Source organism: Gammaproteobacteria bacterium, from assembly GCA_016765075.1.
Lineage (GTDB): Bacteria > Pseudomonadota > Gammaproteobacteria.
In genome coordinates this window covers 1-16,927 of the sequence record JAESQP010000121.1, presented here as the reverse complement: position 1 = coordinate 16,927, position 16,927 = coordinate 1, and the positions used below count along the sequence as shown (strand labels likewise).

The following is a 16,927-nucleotide window of genomic DNA, read 5'->3' as shown; positions in this document are numbered from 1 at the left end:
CCAACATTAAATTAGCAAAACGCGCAACCAAAACATTTTGCACGGTTCCTTTCCCCAGGTAATGATCAATACGATAAATTTGGTTTTCTTTTAAATGCTTATCTAGCGACCGCTGTAATGCTTGAGCACTAAGCAAGTCATAACCAAAGGGTTTTTCAATCACTACGCGACGCCGGCCATTTTTCTCATCGAGCAGCTTGGCTTTGCCTAGATGTGCAACAACGCTACCAAAATCAGCCGGACGAATTGACATATAAAAAACAATATTATTGGAATATTCTGGCTTGTCTTTGAACAGTTTAGATAAACTGGAAAACGATTCTGCTGCGCCATAATCACCAAGAAAATAAACCACTCTTTTGAGGAATCTCTTCAATACGGCCTCATCGACATCAGCACCGTACTTATCACGAATCATCGCTTCGACGTTTTTTATCCAGGCCGCTTGTTTCTCATCTTCGCGACCAAAACAAATCACCACCATACCGTCTGGCATACGGTTATTTCGATCAAGCTGGTATAAAGAGGGGAGAAGCTTTAAGCGAGCCAGATTACCCGTTGCGCCAAAAATTACTACAGAGCATGTTCCGTCCATTGTTACTCTCCTTTTAGCTCTTCATCTCATGGCCGCCGAATGCATTACGCATTAGCGACAATAGTCGATTGGCATAACCTTCTGAATCCTGGCTAGCAAAACGCACTTGTAATGCAGCAGTAATTACTGGCGCAGCAACACCTTGCTCAATCGCCTCAATAGCCGTCCAACGGCCTTCACCAGAATCGGTTACCACATCTGATACTTTGTTCAAATCAGGCTCACTCGCTAAGGCTTCAGCGGTCAAGTCAAGCAACCAACTTTGCACCACAGATGAATGACGCCACAGCTCAGTAATTGCCGCCAAATCCAGATTATAAGCTTGACGTGCTTTGAGAATCGCCAGGCCTTCCGCATAGGCTTGCATCATGCCGTATTCAATACCGTTGTGAACCATCTTAGTAAAATGACCGGCACCGACCGGCCCAACATGAGACCAGCCACGGTCATCAGCTGGCGCCAATGTTTGTAAAGCAGGTTGCATAATGTCAGCGACCCAATCTTCACCACCAACCATTAAACAATAACCGTTCTTCAAACCCCATATACCGCCTGAGGTTCCCGCATCCATAAAACCGATACCGTGTTCAGCCAGCATAATGCCGTGACGTTCACTATCGTGGAAATTGGAGTTACCACCATCGACAATCACATCACCTTCGCTGAGCAGTGGAATAAGCGCTTGTAGCTGCTGTTCGGTAATTTCGCCAGCGGGTAACATCAACCAAACAACACGGGGCGCCTCTAGCTTGGCAACAGCGTCTGCTACAGAGCTGGCGGCAATCATGCCGTCACTTGCTGCAATGTTCACAACGACCGACTCGTCGCGATCATAGCCAACAACTTCGTGGCCTCCCTGACATAAGCGGCGCACCATATTGCCACCCATCTTGCCTAATCCTATCATTGCTAGCTTCATGAGCTCCCTCCCCTGGAATTCAATATCACGTGGACACAATAGTCACGTATAGTGTTTAATCGGTAGCAAAATACGTGACTTTAGATCTAAGTGTCAGACACCATACTAAATACGTTGCGATCCGGATACCCGTATGCAGACGCCATTCAACCCAGCAAGCGGTGAAGTGAATGACAATAACTCATAAAAGTAATGACCATAACCCACATACCAATACATGCTTAAAACCCTATTTGTCGCCAGTGAAGCGCACCCATTAATCAAAACCGGCGGCCTCGGTGATGTCGCTGGTGCATTGCCATTGGCACTGCAAAAAAGTGGTGCCGATGTCAGGGTAGTATTGCCTGCCTATCGCAAAGTATTGCAACAAGCTGGCCAGCTAGCACTCGTCAGCAACCAAATAGAGACTGTATCACCAACGGTATGCATACTCGAAGGTAGGCTAGCCAACACGAATATAATTTTATGGTTGGTTGATGCCCCCGCATTATTTGATCGCAGTGGCGAACCTTATAGTAATGCCAATGGTGACGACTGGCCCGACAATGCTCTGCGCTATGCTACCTTTAGTAAAGTAATTAACGCCATCGCCAATGATCGCGCTAAACTCAATTGGCGCCCCGACATTGTCCATTGCAACGATTGGCAAACCGGCCTAGTACCGGCGTTACTCTCACTAGAAAAACATCGCCCAGCCTCGATATTCACCATTCACAATATGGCCTATCAAGGCATTTTTAATTGGCAACAATTCAATCAGCTCGACCTACCCAACAGCTTGTGGTCGGTCGACAGCATGGAGTATTACGACCAAATTTCCTTTTTAAAAGGCGGTATCGTCCACAGCGATGTTGTTAACACCGTCAGCCCACGTTATGCCGAAGAAATTTGTACGCCAGAATTTGGCTGCGGCATGGAAGGCATTCTACAACAACGCCGTGATCGCCTTAGCGGCATACTCAATGGCGTCGATTACGAGGTATGGGACCCACGCAAAGACAGTTTAATTTCGCGCCAATACGATTATGCTACTTTCCGTTTTAAACGCCAAAACAAAGTCGCATTGCAAAAACAAATGGGGCTTGAAGTCGACCCAACAATACCCATGCTAGGCGTCATCGGGCGCATGGTTGAGCAAAAGGGTATCGATTTAATTATCGATCTATTACCAAAATTAAGCCGACAAAGAGTACAATTCGTCGGCTTAGGAAGCGGCATTAAGGCCTACGAGGAAGAAATGGCCCAGGTTGTGGCGCGTAATTCTGCAAAATTTGCCTACCATATTGGCTACAATGAGCAGCTTGCGCATCAAATCGAAGCGGCGGCGGATATCTTTTTGATGCCCTCGCGCTTTGAACCTTGCGGCTTAAACCAGATATACAGCCTACGGTATGGCACGGCACCTATCGTCCGTAACACTGGCGGTCTGGCAGATACCGTCGTTGATGCAACCCAGGCCAACTTGCGTACCGGGCAAGCCACCGGATTTGTCTTTAATGAGGCAAAACCAGCAGATTTTGAACGTGCCGTTACCCGCGCGCTAAATCTGTTTCAACAACCACGAATGTGGAAAAAAATGATCAAGGCAGGCATGGCGCAAAACTACAGCTGGGATATTAGCGCAAATGCCTATATCGATCTGTGTCACAAAGCCCTAAAATATCGCGGCTAACCCCCGCCCTAACAAAATAAAGAAAAGCATTATGAGTGATAAACAGCTACGTTCACGCGTCAAGCTATTCGGCAACCTACTCGGCGACATCATCCGTGAGCAAGAAGGCCCGCGTGTACTTAAAGCGGTAGAGACCTTACGCAAAGGCTTTATTCGCCTGCGTGACGAAGAAAATCCAGAAAAACGCGAACAGCTGAATCGTGTCATTAATCGTTTTGACGACAAGACCCTGACCAACGTTATTCGCGCCTTCAGCACCTATTTCAAACTAGTAAACATTGCTGAAGAAGCACACCAACACCGCGAACGTCGCATTCAAGCGAAAAAAGGTGGGCCACTCTGGCATGGGTCGTTTGAATCAACACTCCGTGAATTCAAAGCCAATAGCATAAGTAAAGAAGAGCTACAGCACTTACTCAATCGCCTCTGTTTTATGCCAGTAATTACTGCACACCCAACACAGGCCAAACGCCACACCATTATGGAGGCTCTGCGTCGTATCTTTCTCAAAGCTGAAGACCTTTCTGATACCCGCCTAAGTAGAGAACAACGCGCTGAAATAACCACAGAACTGAACACACTCATCGAAATTCTATGGTCAACCGACGAAGTTCGTAGCTTTAAACCAACGGTTGTCGATGAAATAAAAAACGGCTTGTACTATTTTGAAGAAAGTCTGTTTGATGCCGTACCGTTAATCTATCGTTATTTTGAAAAAGGCGTTCGTCGCAGTTATGGCGAAACAGACATTACTGTACCGAGCTTTCTACGCTTTGGTTCCTGGATTGGTGGCGATCGCGACGGCAACCCGTTTGTTAAGCCTGAAACCACCGCAACGGCGGTAAGACTGCATTCGCGCACGATACTGCTGCATTACATCAAACGCATGACAAAACTCAGGCGTGTCTTGACGCATTCTAGCGACCTGGCACAACCTAGTGACGCCTTTGCTGCCAGCCTGGCAAAGGACGAGGTTCTCGCCCAGAGGGTGCTGAAAGAACGCGCCGACCGCTTCCGCAACGAACCCTATCGTCGCAAGCTCTACTTCATGAGCTACAAGCTTGAAGGCAACCTGATTGACATTAAGAGTAAGCTGGAAAACAAATCTGCCTACTCAATTGCCGCCTATAAAGATGAAGCAGAGTTTCTCGAAGAATTAAAAATTATCCACGCATCTTTGCATAGCCATAATGCAGGAAAGATCGCTGACGCAGACCTAAAAGATTTAATACGTTTGGTAGAAACCTTTGGTTTCTTCCTTATGCATTTGGATCTACGCCAAGAGTCTACGCGCCACAGCGAGGCTGTTATAGAATTACTAAAAACAAAAAACATCGACTATAAAGCACTGTCAAATGACGAGCGCAGCATAACCTTAACAAAACTCATTAATGAAGGCGCTGATATTGTTTCCGGTAACTCGGCAATTACTGAGCCGACTCAAGAAACCTTAGATGTCTTCCATGTTATGGCAGTCATGCGCAAAGAGGTTAGCACTAACGCCTTTGGTCATTACGTTATTTCAATGACGCACAACGCCAGTCATGTTCTTGAAGTCATGTTGCTGGCACAACAAGCAGGCTTGCTAGGCAAAACGGACAAGGGATGGTTTTGCCATATCTGCGTCAGCCCCTTATTCGAAACCATCGAAGACCTGGAACAAATTCGTCCCGTCATGGGCGAACTATTTGACAACCCAACATACCGTGAACTACTTACTGCATCGGGTAATCTACAAGAAGTTATGTTGGGTTATTCCGACTCCTGTAAAGACGGTGGCATACTCGCTTCTAACTGGCTGCTCTATCACGCACAGCGTGAAATGACTGAGCTTGCCGATGAACACGACATTCAATGCCGTTTATTCCACGGTCGTGGCGGTACTATCGGACGTGGCGGTGGCCCGACCCATGAGTCCATCTTGTCACAACCAGACGGTACGGTTCACGGTGAAATTAAATTCACCGAACAAGGTGAAGTCTTGTCGTACAAATATAGCAATGCAGAAACCGCTGTTTACGAAGTCACCATGGGTGTCACCGGATTATTGAAAGCCAGTACCTGCTTAATACGCAAACCAGCACCTGACAATCAAGATAATCTAAAAATTATGGGTGAACTCACCAAAATTGGTGAAAGCTATTATCGTGACCTCACCGAGAGAACCGACGGCTTTATGGATTACTTTTACGAAGCCACGCCAGTGAATGAAATCGGCATGATGAACATGGGCTCGCGTCCCAGCCATCGCAAAAAGTCGCGTTCAAAAAGCTCTATCCGCGCCATTCCCTGGGTCTTCGGTTGGGCGCAATCACGCGCCACACTGCCCGCCTGGTTTGGCGTTGGTAAAGCATTAGCCGACTGGCATCAAAACGATCCAACACGTATCGCCGAACTACAGCGTATGTACCAGGACTGGCCGTTCTTTCGCGCCCTGCTCAGTAATATTCAAATGGCATTGTTTAAGTCTAATATGATTATCGCCCAGGAATATATGAAGCTAGCGCATGACCAAAATACCGCTGGTGATATATTTAAATCAATCAAAACCGAATACGACAGAACTATTCGCAGTATTCTCGAGATTACGAAAAATGATAAGTTGATTGGTGACAACCCGTCATTGGTCTTATCGTTAGAACGTAGAAACCCGTATCTTGATCCGTTGAATCATATTCAGATCACCTTAATTCAACGTTTTCGTGAGCTGGATGAACATAGCGATAAAGAGAAAGCGATGTTGAACCCATTATTGCGGACGATTAATGCCATAGCGGCGGGAATGAGAAATACTGGGTAGGATAGAGTTGTATTTTATACCTTTAAGAAGAGAAGAAAATTATAAAAGCATTTTTTCTCACTAATACTTTTGGTTGCTTTTTGCGAAGAGATAGCTTGCCACTAAGGCACAAAATAAATTTATTAAGCGACTTGTGTAGGAATAAAATTGCCTATCCGCTTGATATCGTTATTCTCATTAAGATAAATCAGTGTCGGCTTAAACCCAGCTAACTCAGACTCATCTAATTCAGCATAAGCACAAATAATAAGACAATCGCCTGGATCGGCTTTGTGTGCTGCTGCGCCATTCACTGAAATAATTTTTGAACCCTTTTCACCTGAAATAGCATAGGTTTGAAAGCGCTCGCCATTTGATACGTTGTAGATCGAGATTTGTTGATATTCGCGTATGCCTGCCGCTGCCAATAGCTCTGAATCAATCGCACAGGATCCCTCATACTCTTTTTCAGAATGAGTCACATGAGCGCGATGCAATTTGGCTTGAAGCATAGTGAGACGCATAAAAATATATCTAAGTCATTGAATTAGAACAATTATAGCATATTTTGCCTAGCTAAAATAGGCCAAAGTATAAAACGAAAACAGTGACTTAACGTGACAGGGTGACGTTATCAATTAGCCTTGTCTTACCCAACTTGGCCGCACCCAAGACAACCAGCTCCTGGTCATTTGGCATGGCTTTCGCCATATCTTGTTGTCGACGCACTTCAATATAATCTGGCACAAAGCCGAGTGTTCGCAGCGAAGCCAATGCTTGATTTTCTAACACCGAAAAATCGTTATTTGCCTTCATTAAATCGTGACGGATACCACACAAAGTGTTGTATAAACCGTTAGCTTTAGTGCGATCTGTATTCGTTAAATATTGATTGCGCGAACTCATGGCAAGCCCATCGGCTTCACGGTAGGTCGACACGCCGACAACTTCAACGGGCAGTATGAGCTCTAACACCATTTGTTTGACCATATAGAGCTGCTGAAAATCTTTCTCGCCTAAGAAGAGCCTGTCTGGTGTAATGATATTTAAAAATTTGTTGACCACGGTGAGTACGCCATCAAAATGGCCATCTCTGTGTGCACCACAAAGCTCATTGTTTAAACCCGCTATCGATACCATAGTCGTTGTATTAATAACACCACACGGATAAAGGTCTTCTACTTGCGGTAAAAATAAGGCATCAACGCCATCTTCAATCAATGCTAGCTGATCGCTATCGATAGTGCGCGGATAATCTGAAAAATCTTCCCCTGCTGAAAACTGGGTAGGATTCACGAAAATACTGACAATGACACGATCACAATGCGAACGCGCATTGACAATCAAACTACGATGCCCTTTATGTAGGCTACCCATGGTGGGAACAAAGCCAATAGTTTGACCCTGGCTACGCCACTCGGCCACCAGTGCGCGCAGCGCCGTCACATGCTGCAGGCTTTGCATCAGCCTGTATTCTCACCAGGACAACAAGCCCTCGCTGGATCTTTGAATCGACAAAGGATTTTCCTCAGTCGGAAATACACACTGTTATTCCGCTCCTTCGTAAAATCCCTTGTGCGCCCGAAGGAAGTGCCCCCACGCCTTCGCGGGGGCAGGCTCTTGGGGTGCAAGGCGCGAGAAGAGAGATTTAGTGGTGCTAAATGAACGACGAGCAATGCCGCCTGGTTCAATTTGGGGCGCAACCCGAAGGGATGGAGCCATTTTCCCGCAGGACGGCGTTGCACCCCGAGGGCACGTAGCAGCTCGCTTGTGTACCGCAAGTACACGGCGCTTACTGCGCCTTGCCCTGCGAAAAAATGGTCTCCATCGCTACCATGTTTATAGTGTTAACAGACCCTAAGACACTTGAAACACACTCAACTTTATCACCCTCGTCATTGGCTATCGTGGCTCGTTGTGGCTATCATCCGCAGCGTTGCGCTGCTGCCTGCCAGAACATTAATGTGCTTCGGGCCACCACTGGGCAGCTTGCTTCACCTATTGATTCGCCGCCGTCGGCGAATCGCCCGAAACAATCTGCAACGTGCTTTTCCAGAGAAAACACCTGAGGACATTGATGCGCTCGTTTATGCGCATTTTCAAGCACTCGGCATCATGGTGGTGGAAATGCTCATTACCTGGTTCAAACGCGGTAAGCAAATTCCGGCAAAAATAGAAATCACTGGACAGCAATATCTAGAGCAAGCGTTGGCTAAAGGCAAAGGGGTGCTGTTGCTCAGCGCACATTTCACTTCTTTAGAGATCGGCGGCGCCTTACTGCAACGTGATACCCAATTTGATATTCACGGCATGTATCGGCCACACGAGAATCCCGTTTTCGAGGCCGTTATTAAACAAGGTAGACAACATTGGTTTAAGACAATGATAGCTCGCGACAACGTTAAAAAAATGCTGCGCAGTTTAAAAAGAGGGTTGATTGTCTGGTATGCGCCTGACCAGGCTTACGGTGGTCGCAATAGTATTCAGGTGCCTTTTTTTGGTCATAATGTTGCCACCAACCCTGGCACATCACGCATAGCCAAACTCAGTGGCGCACCAGTTATCCCTTATTTCCCGATTCGAAAATCAAACGGTCTTGATTACGAGTTGCGACTATTGCCTGCAATAGAAAATTTTCCCAGTGATGATTTAACTGAGGATGCGTTGAGAATCAATCAATTAATTGAAGACATAGCAAGAGAATATCCGGAACAATATTATTGGGTGCACCGCCGGTTTAAATATTCAGATAACCCAATCAAATAAAGCTGCTGCAAGTGTACCGGCTAGGAAGCTATATACCCTCGTATTAGCTGGCGCCAATGATCAAATTCAAAATGAAAATTAGGGGTTTTTCGTTTGAATTTAAGTAATGATCTCTTTAGTCGTTCAATATTGTCTAGCTTCCAAAGCTCGCCTGATTTTATGGCGCCTTTATCAAAATCGAGGACAAATAATTCTTGCTGTTGATTAATGAGAATATTGTTGGCGTTAAGATCAGCGTGAAAAATATTGGCTCGATGAAAACGCTTTATACAAACACCAACAGCTTGCCAAGCCTCTAAATTAAGTGGCAACTGCGTTAAGTATTGTGCCAAAGTTTTAGCTGCCTCTATTTGTACGGTAATAAGATCAGCCCGATAGCAACAATGCTTTATAGCAACATGCGCTACAACTGGCACTGGAACTGGCAAGCCTTTTTCTCTCATCATCGCTAGCAAACGCCATTCTCTAAACGCTCGTGTTGTTTCTGGCTTGCAACCATAATATTGGTCGTGAACAATGTGAGATAACAGTCCTCCACGCAAATAGTGTTTAGCGACCAGGGAATGGTCTTCACAGCGAAAAAACTGCACCTCACCTCGTCCTTGACTATTCACACTGTCGATATTTTGGTTATTGCTAAAGCCAGACGCAAAAAACTTAACGCAATCCTCGCTTGTTAAATACGCCTCATTAAATAAGATATACTGATTGCCGGATTGAATGACTTGACTCATTTTTAGCCTTATACCCACATGGGGTAGCCAGCTTAGCACAGCGCACAGCAGTGAATAATTGTGAGATACACTCTATATGGATAAGCCGATGAATGAGGTAATGACCCCCATTTCTTTTGGTGAGCTAATTGATAAAATCACCATTCTTGAAATCAAGTCTGAACGCATCACAGATGAAGCTAAATTGAAAAATATACGTTATGAACTTGGACTATTGAGTTCTGTGTGGCAGCAACATAACAACGATAAAACTGATATTTCCCCGCAATGGAAAGCATTACGCGAAATAAATAGTAAACTTTGGATTATTGAAGATGATATACGTGATCTTGAACGTGATGGCGATTTTGGCGAGTCGTTTATCGCTTTGGCACGGGCCGTCTATTTGACCAATGATGAGCGCTCCAACGTTAAGCGAGATATTAATATTACGCTAGGCTCAACAGTGGTAGAAGAAAAATCTTATGCGAATTATTCATGATCCAGACAATGAATTAGGCAGTAACTCAGCCAACATCTCATCCACTTTCGAAATTACCTCGTCAACCTCAATTAACGACATCACTCCCGGCACTTCTATTTTTCTTCCCCACTTTAATTGAGAAGGCTGCTTATTTAGAAATTTCTCTGCTGCCTTAGCGTAGGCATCGATACACCAGTGCCGGCTATGATAAGGGCCTGAACGCTGAGGGTCGGTTGCCGCATACAAACCCAGTACCGGTGTGCCGACTGCATTGGCAATATGTGCCGGACCAGAGTCAGGGCTCACTAAAAAAAGAGCATTATGTAATATCGCCACCATCTGCTCTAGCGTATCTTTGCCAATAATATTACGCAGCCTGCAGTGCATTTTTTTTCTATTGCCAATCCAAGCGTAGCCTCAAGTGCACTTCTACCACCACACAGCACGACTTCAAGTCCATGTTCAGCAATCAAATGATCGGCCACGGCAGCATAGCCTTCAGCCGTCCAGTTACGTAGAGCATGACTTGATGCAGGACTAATGACCACATAAGGTCGATCGGCCGGGATTAAGCCCTTGGCGACATCCATAGCCGTTGCTGATATTGGCATCTTATAATCAACCTTATCGACTGTAATATTTAGCGGTTGCAAAAAACTCAATAATGCTTCAAGCACATGTTGCTGCGGAACATGCGCAATCGATCGGTTAATGACTAGTGTATGCCCCTCCTTCGACCTTTCTTTATCAAAACCAATCTTTATTGGCGCCTTCACCATTGCCGCAATTAAATTTGCGCGTAGTGACAACTGCATATGCAGCAAAACATCAAATTGACAGTTTCGCAAAATAGGAAGTAATCGCCAATATTCTGCTATCCCTGCTGCCTTATTAAAAGCAATAAACTCGACCCCAGAAAGATTGGGCAACAGCTTTTTCTCGAATTCGCCGATGATCCAACTGATTTTACAATCAGGCCAGGCTTTTCGTATAGCACTGATAACGGGCAAAACATGAGTAACATCACCCAGCGCCGATAGACGTAGTAAACAGATATGTTTTGGCTTAATTTTTAGAGACATTATTTAAGTGCTTACACTGCTTAACTTAACCATTCTACCTCCTAACACTAAAATAATAACAGCCTGACAGGGGTAAGCTGCCAAGGCAGCATATCGTATATAATTGCAGATGGATTTATTTCAAATAAAGCGATTGGCATGCACGCCCAACGGCATCTTTTCTTTATCACCCAAAATTACTCGTATTCGATACTGCGCCCATTGCAACACGCTATTCGGGTACGTGGTGGCGAAGTAGCATGGTTGTTGGCGGGAAAAGAATTGAATTACGACTACCTACGCGATGATGAGCATCGAATTTATAGTATAGAAGAAGCCATAAACTACGCACCTGCCGCCTGTTACGCGCCAGGCGATATTGTCCCTTATATGATCCCCGGCGTTAAAGTCAGTGTCTTTCATGGCTTTAATGTCGCCGGCAAAAAAAATAAATTTAAAATTCGTGGCTTCTTTGACCTTTTCTGTACACAAGGTGCTGATACTACTCAACCATTTCAAGCATTGGCAGATAAACATAAAAGTTTCAGGGTAGTGGAAACAGGTTGGCCAAAACTTGACACTCTGTTCAGCAATGCAGGTCAAGACAAATCAAACGAAAAACCGACTATCCTGTATTCTTCAACGTTTTCCGAACGACTGACATCTGCTCCATATTTGATAAGCACAATCAAACAACTTGCTGCCAAATCAAATTGGCACTGGCTGATAACGCTACACCCTAAAATGAAACCCGAAATGGTTGCTGCTTACAAGGCAATACAGAGTGATAATCTACGCTATATTGAGAGCGATGACTTAATACCCGTATTGCTGCAGGCCGATGTGATGCTATGCGATACCTCATCAATTATGTATGAATTTCTGTTAACGCAAAAACCGGTGGTCACGTTTAAAAACAAGGTCAGAAGCTCTTATTTTCTCAATACAAATAATGTAGATGAAATAGAAAGCCTTATTACACAAGCACTTTCGAAACCAGAAGAACTCATGCGATCTATCAAACACTACTCTGCAATCATTCACCCCCACAGAGATGGGAAATCGAGCGATAGAGTACTGGATGCAGTTGAATGGTTTTTAAGCGAAGGGCACAAAGGCCTCAAACAGAAATATCTTAGCCCACTACGACGTTATAAAATACGGAGAAAATTTTGTTGAATATGAGTCAGGTAGCGATTAATACCTGAAAATAGTTGGTGAATTTATCCACTGTTTCTTCAACTAACGCATCATTATTTGCAATTTACTCGGTATAGAATTCTTTATCGATATTCTTGCTAACTAAAAGTAAATGTAGATGGGCGGTAATTACCAAGCTGTTAGCTGTCTCTAACATCACACCTAACCTTTTGCTGAGTCGAGCATTAACTACGCAGGCGTATGTTTATTGGTTTGTTGGCCTCGCCGAGGGGAGGCATTATTTACGTTTTTCATCTTCACGCATGGCCCAAGCACCAGCGTATTTATTAAAGGTGTATTGCGCGTAAATCATGGCCATTAAAAAACCGCGCCCGCCATCAATGATCCCCAAGCGAAATATATAAATTTGAAAGAATACCCAAACTGACCTCAGTGCTGCGACAGCAAGCCCGCCACCATAACGACCTGCTTTATGTCTTTTTTCTGCACCAAGATTGGCATATAAACTTGCCTTATTAAGTAAATGTTCAAAGTCGCGGTTTGAATAATGCAGTAAACGATTTTTTAGCTTAGACGTTTTACCTTTAGGTAGGATTATCTTTTCATGGACTAAATCATCACTAAACTGTGCGCCTTCGCGCCGGAATAAACGTTCAACAAAACGGGCGCTGCGACCATAATCAAGTTGTTTGCCAAATAACATCACCGCCCATTGAATCTTAAAGGACACTTCTACAGGTGATGTGGCAAGTATGGTTTGAATTTCATCTGCAAGCTCCGGTGTAAGGACTTCATCAGCATCGATAGACAAGACCCAGTCATACATGGTCATATCGAGAGCGCGTTGCTTTTGCGGGCCATAACCTGGCCAATCCGTAATATAAACTTTATCGGTGTAGGTTTGCGCAATAGCTACCGAATTATCCGTACTGCCACTGTCCAACACAATGATCTCGTCTGCGATATCGGCGACTGAGCGCAAACATCGATCAAGCCGGTCTTGTTCATTTTTTGTAATAATAATGACTGATAATTGATAGGACACCGTGTTTTCACTTGTCTTTTTAAACAAACCAGGTAATTAATTATGCTGACGCATAGTAATAAATAATACAAAACGCTATTTTTCTGTACAAACTATTACTAAGCAGCATCTATTTCACTACTCTGCAAGCCCTGCTCAGAGGATCCCCATGTTTTTGCAGACAAGGCTACGGTCAACAATAATAAATAAATAACCGTACCGTAACCATAAAGTTCGTTATGAAAGAACTGTATGGGCAGATAACCAAAAGAAACAACGACTGCCGCTTTCACAACCGCACAATTTTCTTTCATCGTTCTATGTATAGAGCGGTATAGGTTAACAAGTAACACGGCGCCGCAGAGCATAAATATGCCAAAGAAAACTGCGCCCCATTCTACTAATATCTGTAAATAACTATTGTGAAAATCCCATGGAAATAAGACTGCAAGAGCGTACTGTTGTTGATAACTAACTGATTGACTAAAAAAGTGATCTAGAAATAATGGTTCTACCTGAGAATAACCCGCTCCAAACCAAAATTGTTTCTGTGAGAAATCCCACCCTGCTTGCCATAGTTGAAGTCTCGCGTTATTGGAAAAATTAGCGCTAAAATCAAATATTGATTTAGCTTCATGTATAAACTCACTCTCACCGAGAAAAAATAGTGATGCAACAATAGCAATGGCAATAATGATAAGGAATCGTCTATAGAATAGAAGGCTGAACACCACCATACCAAGAAAACACCCTAGCCAGGCCCCACGAGCAGCGCTCATTAGTAACCCAGCGCTTAATAATAGTAGCGATAGAAATAGTACCCAGAACCAATTGCCATATTGCTGTCTAAAATGCTCGTCAAATAAAAATACTATTAACGTCAATATGACAATAACCAACATATCTGCGTTACGTAGAATAAAGTGAAAACCTTCAAACCCTCCTAACACTCTTTGCTCGGACTGGCTGAATCCATAAAGAGTAGCTATTAGCGCAGACACCCATACAGCAACAAGCAAACCCATTGAGGCGTTTTTGTTACGAGCTACCAAGATAATGGCTATAGGTAAAATGAAAAATTTAAAACGCGTTAGATATTGCCCTATTTCGTAGATTCCACCTGCTTCAGTTAACGCTGCCAGCGGTATCCCTATTAAAACGGGTATTAAAAAAAGCACCCACCACGGGTAATCGCGCAACGATCTCAAGCCAAGCCGCCAAAGCAAAACCACGGAACATAGATAAGCCAACCCAGAAAAAATATTTATGCCCGCTTTGGAAACAAAGCTAAATAAAAATAGGGCAACGAGCAATAAATATACAGCTTTAGATAAACGAGGATATTCAGCCAAAGCCTTATCTATTATGAGGTTACTTTGTGGGCGAGCAATATTAATACGTCTTCCTTATTACAAGAATATCAATTTTATTGATTACAATTGCAGAAACTCAATGTCTCCGCAGTAGATTCATCCTAAGTTCGACAGGCTCTTAGTAAGGGAAAATTTAACTCTGCTCAACCAAGATGTAGTCAGCGCCACAATATGGGCACTTCACTTCACCTTTTTCTTCAACTTGCAAAAATACTCGCGGATGCGAGTTCCATAGGCTCATGCTGGGCATAGGGCAATGTAATGGCAAGTCTGCTTGAGTCACTTCATAGCGGTTTTGCGCATTCGGCTCAATAAGATCGGTGTTGCCCGATGTATTTCCCGGTGTATTCATCTGTGCCAAAACACTCTCTCCAAACGACTTAAAGTCATAGTTATAACACCAGGCTAGCTGTTAACGTAACTCAACCATTGTGCATGTTCAGTGCGGCGCCCATGAACTTGGTCAAAGTACAATGCTTGCAACTCTTCGGTCACTGGACCACGACCACCCTGGCCAATGGCACGCCCATCAAGCTCGCGAATGGGTGTTACTTCGGCTGCACTGCCGGTAAAAAAGGCCTCATCAGCAACATAGACTTCATCACGACTAATACGTTTTTCTATCACCTCATAGCCTGATTCGCGCGCCAAGGTAAACATGGTATCACGCGTAATACCATCCAAGGCAGAGCTCAAATCTGGCGTATACAGGATATTATTTTTTATGATGAAAATATTCTCGCCACTGCCTTCGGCAACGAATCCATCAACATCAAGCAACAAAGCCTCATCACAGCCAACTGCTAAGGCTTCGCTCAGCGCCATCATTGAATTAACATAATTACCATTGGTCTTGGCACGGCACATGGTGATATTCGTACGATGGCGTGTATACGAAGATGTCCGTACTCGGATACCTTTGGCCATATTCTCTTCGCCCATATAAGAGCCCCAAGCCCAGGCGGCGACAATGACATGGGTTTTTAGATTATCGGCGCGCAGACCCATGCCTTCGGAGCCATAAAAGCACATTGGGCGGATATAGCCCGAATCCAGATTATTTTCAGCAACCGCCTGAATAACAGCCGCATTGATTTCATCCTTGCTATAAGGCATAGGCATATTAAGAATATGCGCTGAATCAAACAAACGATCAGTGTGCTCTTGCAGTCGAAAAATCGCAGCACCTTTCCCTGTTTTATAGGCGCGCAGGCCTTCAAACACTCCTAAACCATAATGCAGGGTATGCGTTAAAACATGTATCTTGGCATCACGCCAAGGTACCAGCTCGCCGTCAAACCAAATGACGCCGTCACGATCATCCATCATGGATCATTTCCTGGGTTCTGCTTGCCCATTCTGTATACCGGGACAAGCTATTGATGACACAGCACGACAAACTAGCCGCCCATTTTGCGATGGGTTTCAAGTTCTGGCGCTCAAATCCGTATATTTTACCTGTATCAGGCAGATAGTTTTAGTGTTTTTAATAAAAGCCTCGATTAAAGCCCGAGCAAAAAGCCGCCGATAACCTCAGTCACAGACTTTCCACAATCGATCCGGTGCACATATCCATGGAATTTAAAGATTATCTCAAAATATTGGTTCTCAAAGAAGGCTCCGATCTGTATTTAACCACAGGTGCGTACCCCAGTATTAAAACACAGGGGGTATTAACGCCTATAGAAAGCTCACCCTTGCCACCAGGTCGGGTTAAAGCCATGGCAATGGCCTTAATGAATGAAGAGCAACAAGCATCGTTTGCACAAGCGCCTGAAATGAACTTGGCAGTATCCGAACACGGTACCGGTCGCTTTCGTGTCAATATCTTTCAGCAACGCCATGAAGTCGGCATGGTGGTACGCTCCATCAATACAGTTATCCCCAGCATTGAAAGCCTAGGTTTGCCGCAGATACTGAAGAAGCAAATCATGGAAAAACGTGGCCTGATTCTGTTTGTCGGGGGCACAGGATCCGGTAAATCAACGTCTCTGGCCTCGCTCATTGATTACCGAAACACCAATAGCGGTGGCCACATTATCACCATTGAAGACCCTATCGAGTTTGTTCACAGTCACAAAAAATCGATTATTAATCAGCGTGAAATCGGCTTTGATACCAATAGCTACGCCGATGCACTGAAAAATACCTTACGCCAAGCGCCGGACGTTATTCTCATTGGTGAAATTCGTGATCGCGAAACCATGGAGCACGCCATCGCTTTTGCTGAAACGGGTCACCTTGTATTATCAACATTGCACGCTAATAGTGCTAACCAGGCCTTTGGTCGTATTATTAATTTCTTCCCAGAAGAACGTCGCCAGCAGTTGCTATCTGATCTATCGTTGAATATGCGTGCTTTTATTTCACAACGCCTAGT

General features: G+C 44.4%; 15 protein-coding genes and 1 pseudogene. 6 read left to right on the top strand and 10 right to left on the bottom strand.

Translation table 11 applies throughout. The annotated features are described in order from the left end of the window. Together JKY90_07385 and gnd are read right to left on the bottom strand one after the other, a co-directional pair. The coding region (locus JKY90_07385; protein MBL4852086.1) for a glucose-6-phosphate dehydrogenase at positions 1–595 on the bottom strand (595 nt) is incomplete at its 3' end. Positions 596–608: 13 nt separating this feature from the next. Further along, the gene (gene gnd / locus JKY90_07380; GenBank protein MBL4852085.1) at positions 609–1,514 is read right to left on the bottom strand and encodes a decarboxylating 6-phosphogluconate dehydrogenase; all 906 of its coding nucleotides are present in this window, start codon (positions 1,512–1,514) and stop codon (positions 609–611) included. 217 nt (positions 1,515–1,731) lie between these two features. Here gnd and glgA point away from each other — a divergent pair, with 217 nt between their 5' ends. Next, complete coding sequence (glgA, locus tag JKY90_07375) at positions 1,732–3,186, top strand: glycogen synthase GlgA (GenBank protein MBL4852084.1); 1,455 nt, start codon at positions 1,732–1,734, stop codon at positions 3,184–3,186. A 31-nt stretch (positions 3,187–3,217) separates the two neighbouring features. Beyond that, positions 3,218–5,986, top strand: coding sequence for a phosphoenolpyruvate carboxylase (gene ppc / locus JKY90_07370; GenBank protein MBL4852083.1), 2,769 nt, complete (start codon positions 3,218–3,220; stop codon positions 5,984–5,986). Positions 5,987–6,108: 122 nt separating this feature from the next. Here the strand turns inward: ppc and JKY90_07365 are convergent, their stop codons facing one another. Further along, positions 6,109–6,489: an aspartate 1-decarboxylase gene (locus JKY90_07365; GenBank protein MBL4852082.1), complete on the bottom strand. Its 381-nt coding sequence runs from the start codon at positions 6,487–6,489 to the stop codon at positions 6,109–6,111. 88 nt (positions 6,490–6,577) lie between these two features. Next, a complete protein-coding gene (locus JKY90_07360; protein MBL4852081.1) occupies positions 6,578–7,429 on the bottom strand; it encodes a pantoate--beta-alanine ligase in 852 nt (283 codons plus the stop codon). 402 nt (positions 7,430–7,831) lie between these two features. Here JKY90_07360 and lpxL point away from each other — a divergent pair, with 402 nt between their 5' ends. Continuing rightward, positions 7,832–8,731, top strand: coding sequence for an LpxL/LpxP family Kdo(2)-lipid IV(A) lauroyl/palmitoleoyl acyltransferase (gene lpxL / locus JKY90_07355; GenBank protein ID MBL4852080.1), 900 nt, complete (start codon positions 7,832–7,834; stop codon positions 8,729–8,731). A gap of 20 nt (positions 8,732–8,751) precedes the next feature. On the opposite strand, the gene JKY90_07350 is transcribed toward lpxL, so the two are convergent. Then, a complete protein-coding gene (locus tag JKY90_07350) occupies positions 8,752–9,465 on the bottom strand; it encodes a 3-deoxy-D-manno-octulosonic acid kinase (protein ID MBL4852079.1) in 714 nt (237 codons plus the stop codon). An 88-nt stretch (positions 9,466–9,553) separates the two neighbouring features. On the opposite strand from JKY90_07350, the gene JKY90_07345 reads away from it, so the two are divergent. Then, positions 9,554–9,946, top strand: a complete 393-nt coding sequence (locus JKY90_07345) for a hypothetical protein (protein ID MBL4852078.1) — start codon at positions 9,554–9,556, stop codon at positions 9,944–9,946. On the opposite strand, the pseudogene JKY90_07340 reads toward JKY90_07345, so the two are convergent. Beyond that, a pseudogene (locus tag JKY90_07340) lies at positions 9,941–11,010 on the bottom strand (glycosyltransferase family 9 protein). The gene JKY90_07345 and the pseudogene JKY90_07340 sit on opposite strands and share 6 nt — an antisense overlap. Before the next feature lie 138 nt (positions 11,011–11,148). Between JKY90_07340 and JKY90_07335 the strand changes: the two are divergent. After that, positions 11,149–12,168, top strand: coding sequence for a CDP-glycerol glycerophosphotransferase family protein (locus JKY90_07335; protein ID MBL4852077.1), 1,020 nt, complete (start codon positions 11,149–11,151; stop codon positions 12,166–12,168). A gap of 259 nt (positions 12,169–12,427) precedes the next feature. On the opposite strand, the gene JKY90_07330 is transcribed toward JKY90_07335, so the two are convergent. From JKY90_07330 to JKY90_07315, 4 genes are all read right to left on the bottom strand, one after another. Beyond that, complete coding sequence (locus JKY90_07330; protein MBL4852076.1) at positions 12,428–13,195, bottom strand: glycosyltransferase family 2 protein; 768 nt, start codon at positions 13,193–13,195, stop codon at positions 12,428–12,430. Between the two features lie 98 nt (positions 13,196–13,293). Continuing rightward, positions 13,294–14,526 carry an O-antigen ligase family protein gene (locus JKY90_07325; protein MBL4852075.1) on the bottom strand — a complete coding sequence of 411 codons (1,233 nt, stop codon included), beginning with the start codon at positions 14,524–14,526 and terminating at the stop codon, positions 13,294–13,296. Between the two features lie 154 nt (positions 14,527–14,680). Then, positions 14,681–14,899, bottom strand: coding sequence for a zinc-finger domain-containing protein (locus JKY90_07320; GenBank protein MBL4852074.1), 219 nt, complete (start codon positions 14,897–14,899; stop codon positions 14,681–14,683). A gap of 53 nt (positions 14,900–14,952) precedes the next feature. Next, the gene (locus JKY90_07315) at positions 14,953–15,873 is read right to left on the bottom strand and encodes a branched-chain amino acid transaminase (protein MBL4852073.1); all 921 of its coding nucleotides are present in this window, start codon (positions 15,871–15,873) and stop codon (positions 14,953–14,955) included. Positions 15,874–16,121: 248 nt separating this feature from the next. On the opposite strand from JKY90_07315, the gene JKY90_07310 reads away from it, so the two are divergent. Next, positions 16,122–16,927: PilT/PilU family type 4a pilus ATPase (locus tag JKY90_07310; GenBank protein MBL4852072.1), on the top strand; the 806-nt coding region annotated here is incomplete at its 3' end.

Bases quoted from the DNA above. Each gene is read 5' to 3' on its own strand.
- gnd (MBL4852085.1), bottom strand. From the start codon at position 1,514: ATGAAGCTAGCAATGATAGGATTAGGCAAGATGGGTGGCAATATGGTG.
- glgA (MBL4852084.1), top strand. From the start codon at position 1,732: ATGCTTAAAACCCTATTTGTCGCCAGTGAAGCGCACCCATTAATCAAA.
- ppc (MBL4852083.1), top strand. From the start codon at position 3,218: ATGAGTGATAAACAGCTACGTTCACGCGTCAAGCTATTCGGCAACCTA.
- JKY90_07365 (MBL4852082.1), bottom strand. From the start codon at position 6,489: ATGCGTCTCACTATGCTTCAAGCCAAATTGCATCGCGCTCATGTGACT.
- JKY90_07360 (MBL4852081.1), bottom strand. From the start codon at position 7,429: ATGCAAAGCCTGCAGCATGTGACGGCGCTGCGCGCACTGGTGGCCGAG.
- JKY90_07350 (MBL4852079.1), bottom strand. From the start codon at position 9,465: ATGAGTCAAGTCATTCAATCCGGCAATCAGTATATCTTATTTAATGAG.
- JKY90_07345 (MBL4852078.1), top strand. From the start codon at position 9,554: ATGAATGAGGTAATGACCCCCATTTCTTTTGGTGAGCTAATTGATAAA.
- JKY90_07335 (MBL4852077.1), top strand. From the start codon at position 11,149: ATGCACGCCCAACGGCATCTTTTCTTTATCACCCAAAATTACTCGTAT.
- JKY90_07320 (MBL4852074.1), bottom strand. From the start codon at position 14,899: ATGAATACACCGGGAAATACATCGGGCAACACCGATCTTATTGAGCCG.
- JKY90_07315 (MBL4852073.1), bottom strand. From the start codon at position 15,873: ATGGATGATCGTGACGGCGTCATTTGGTTTGACGGCGAGCTGGTACCT.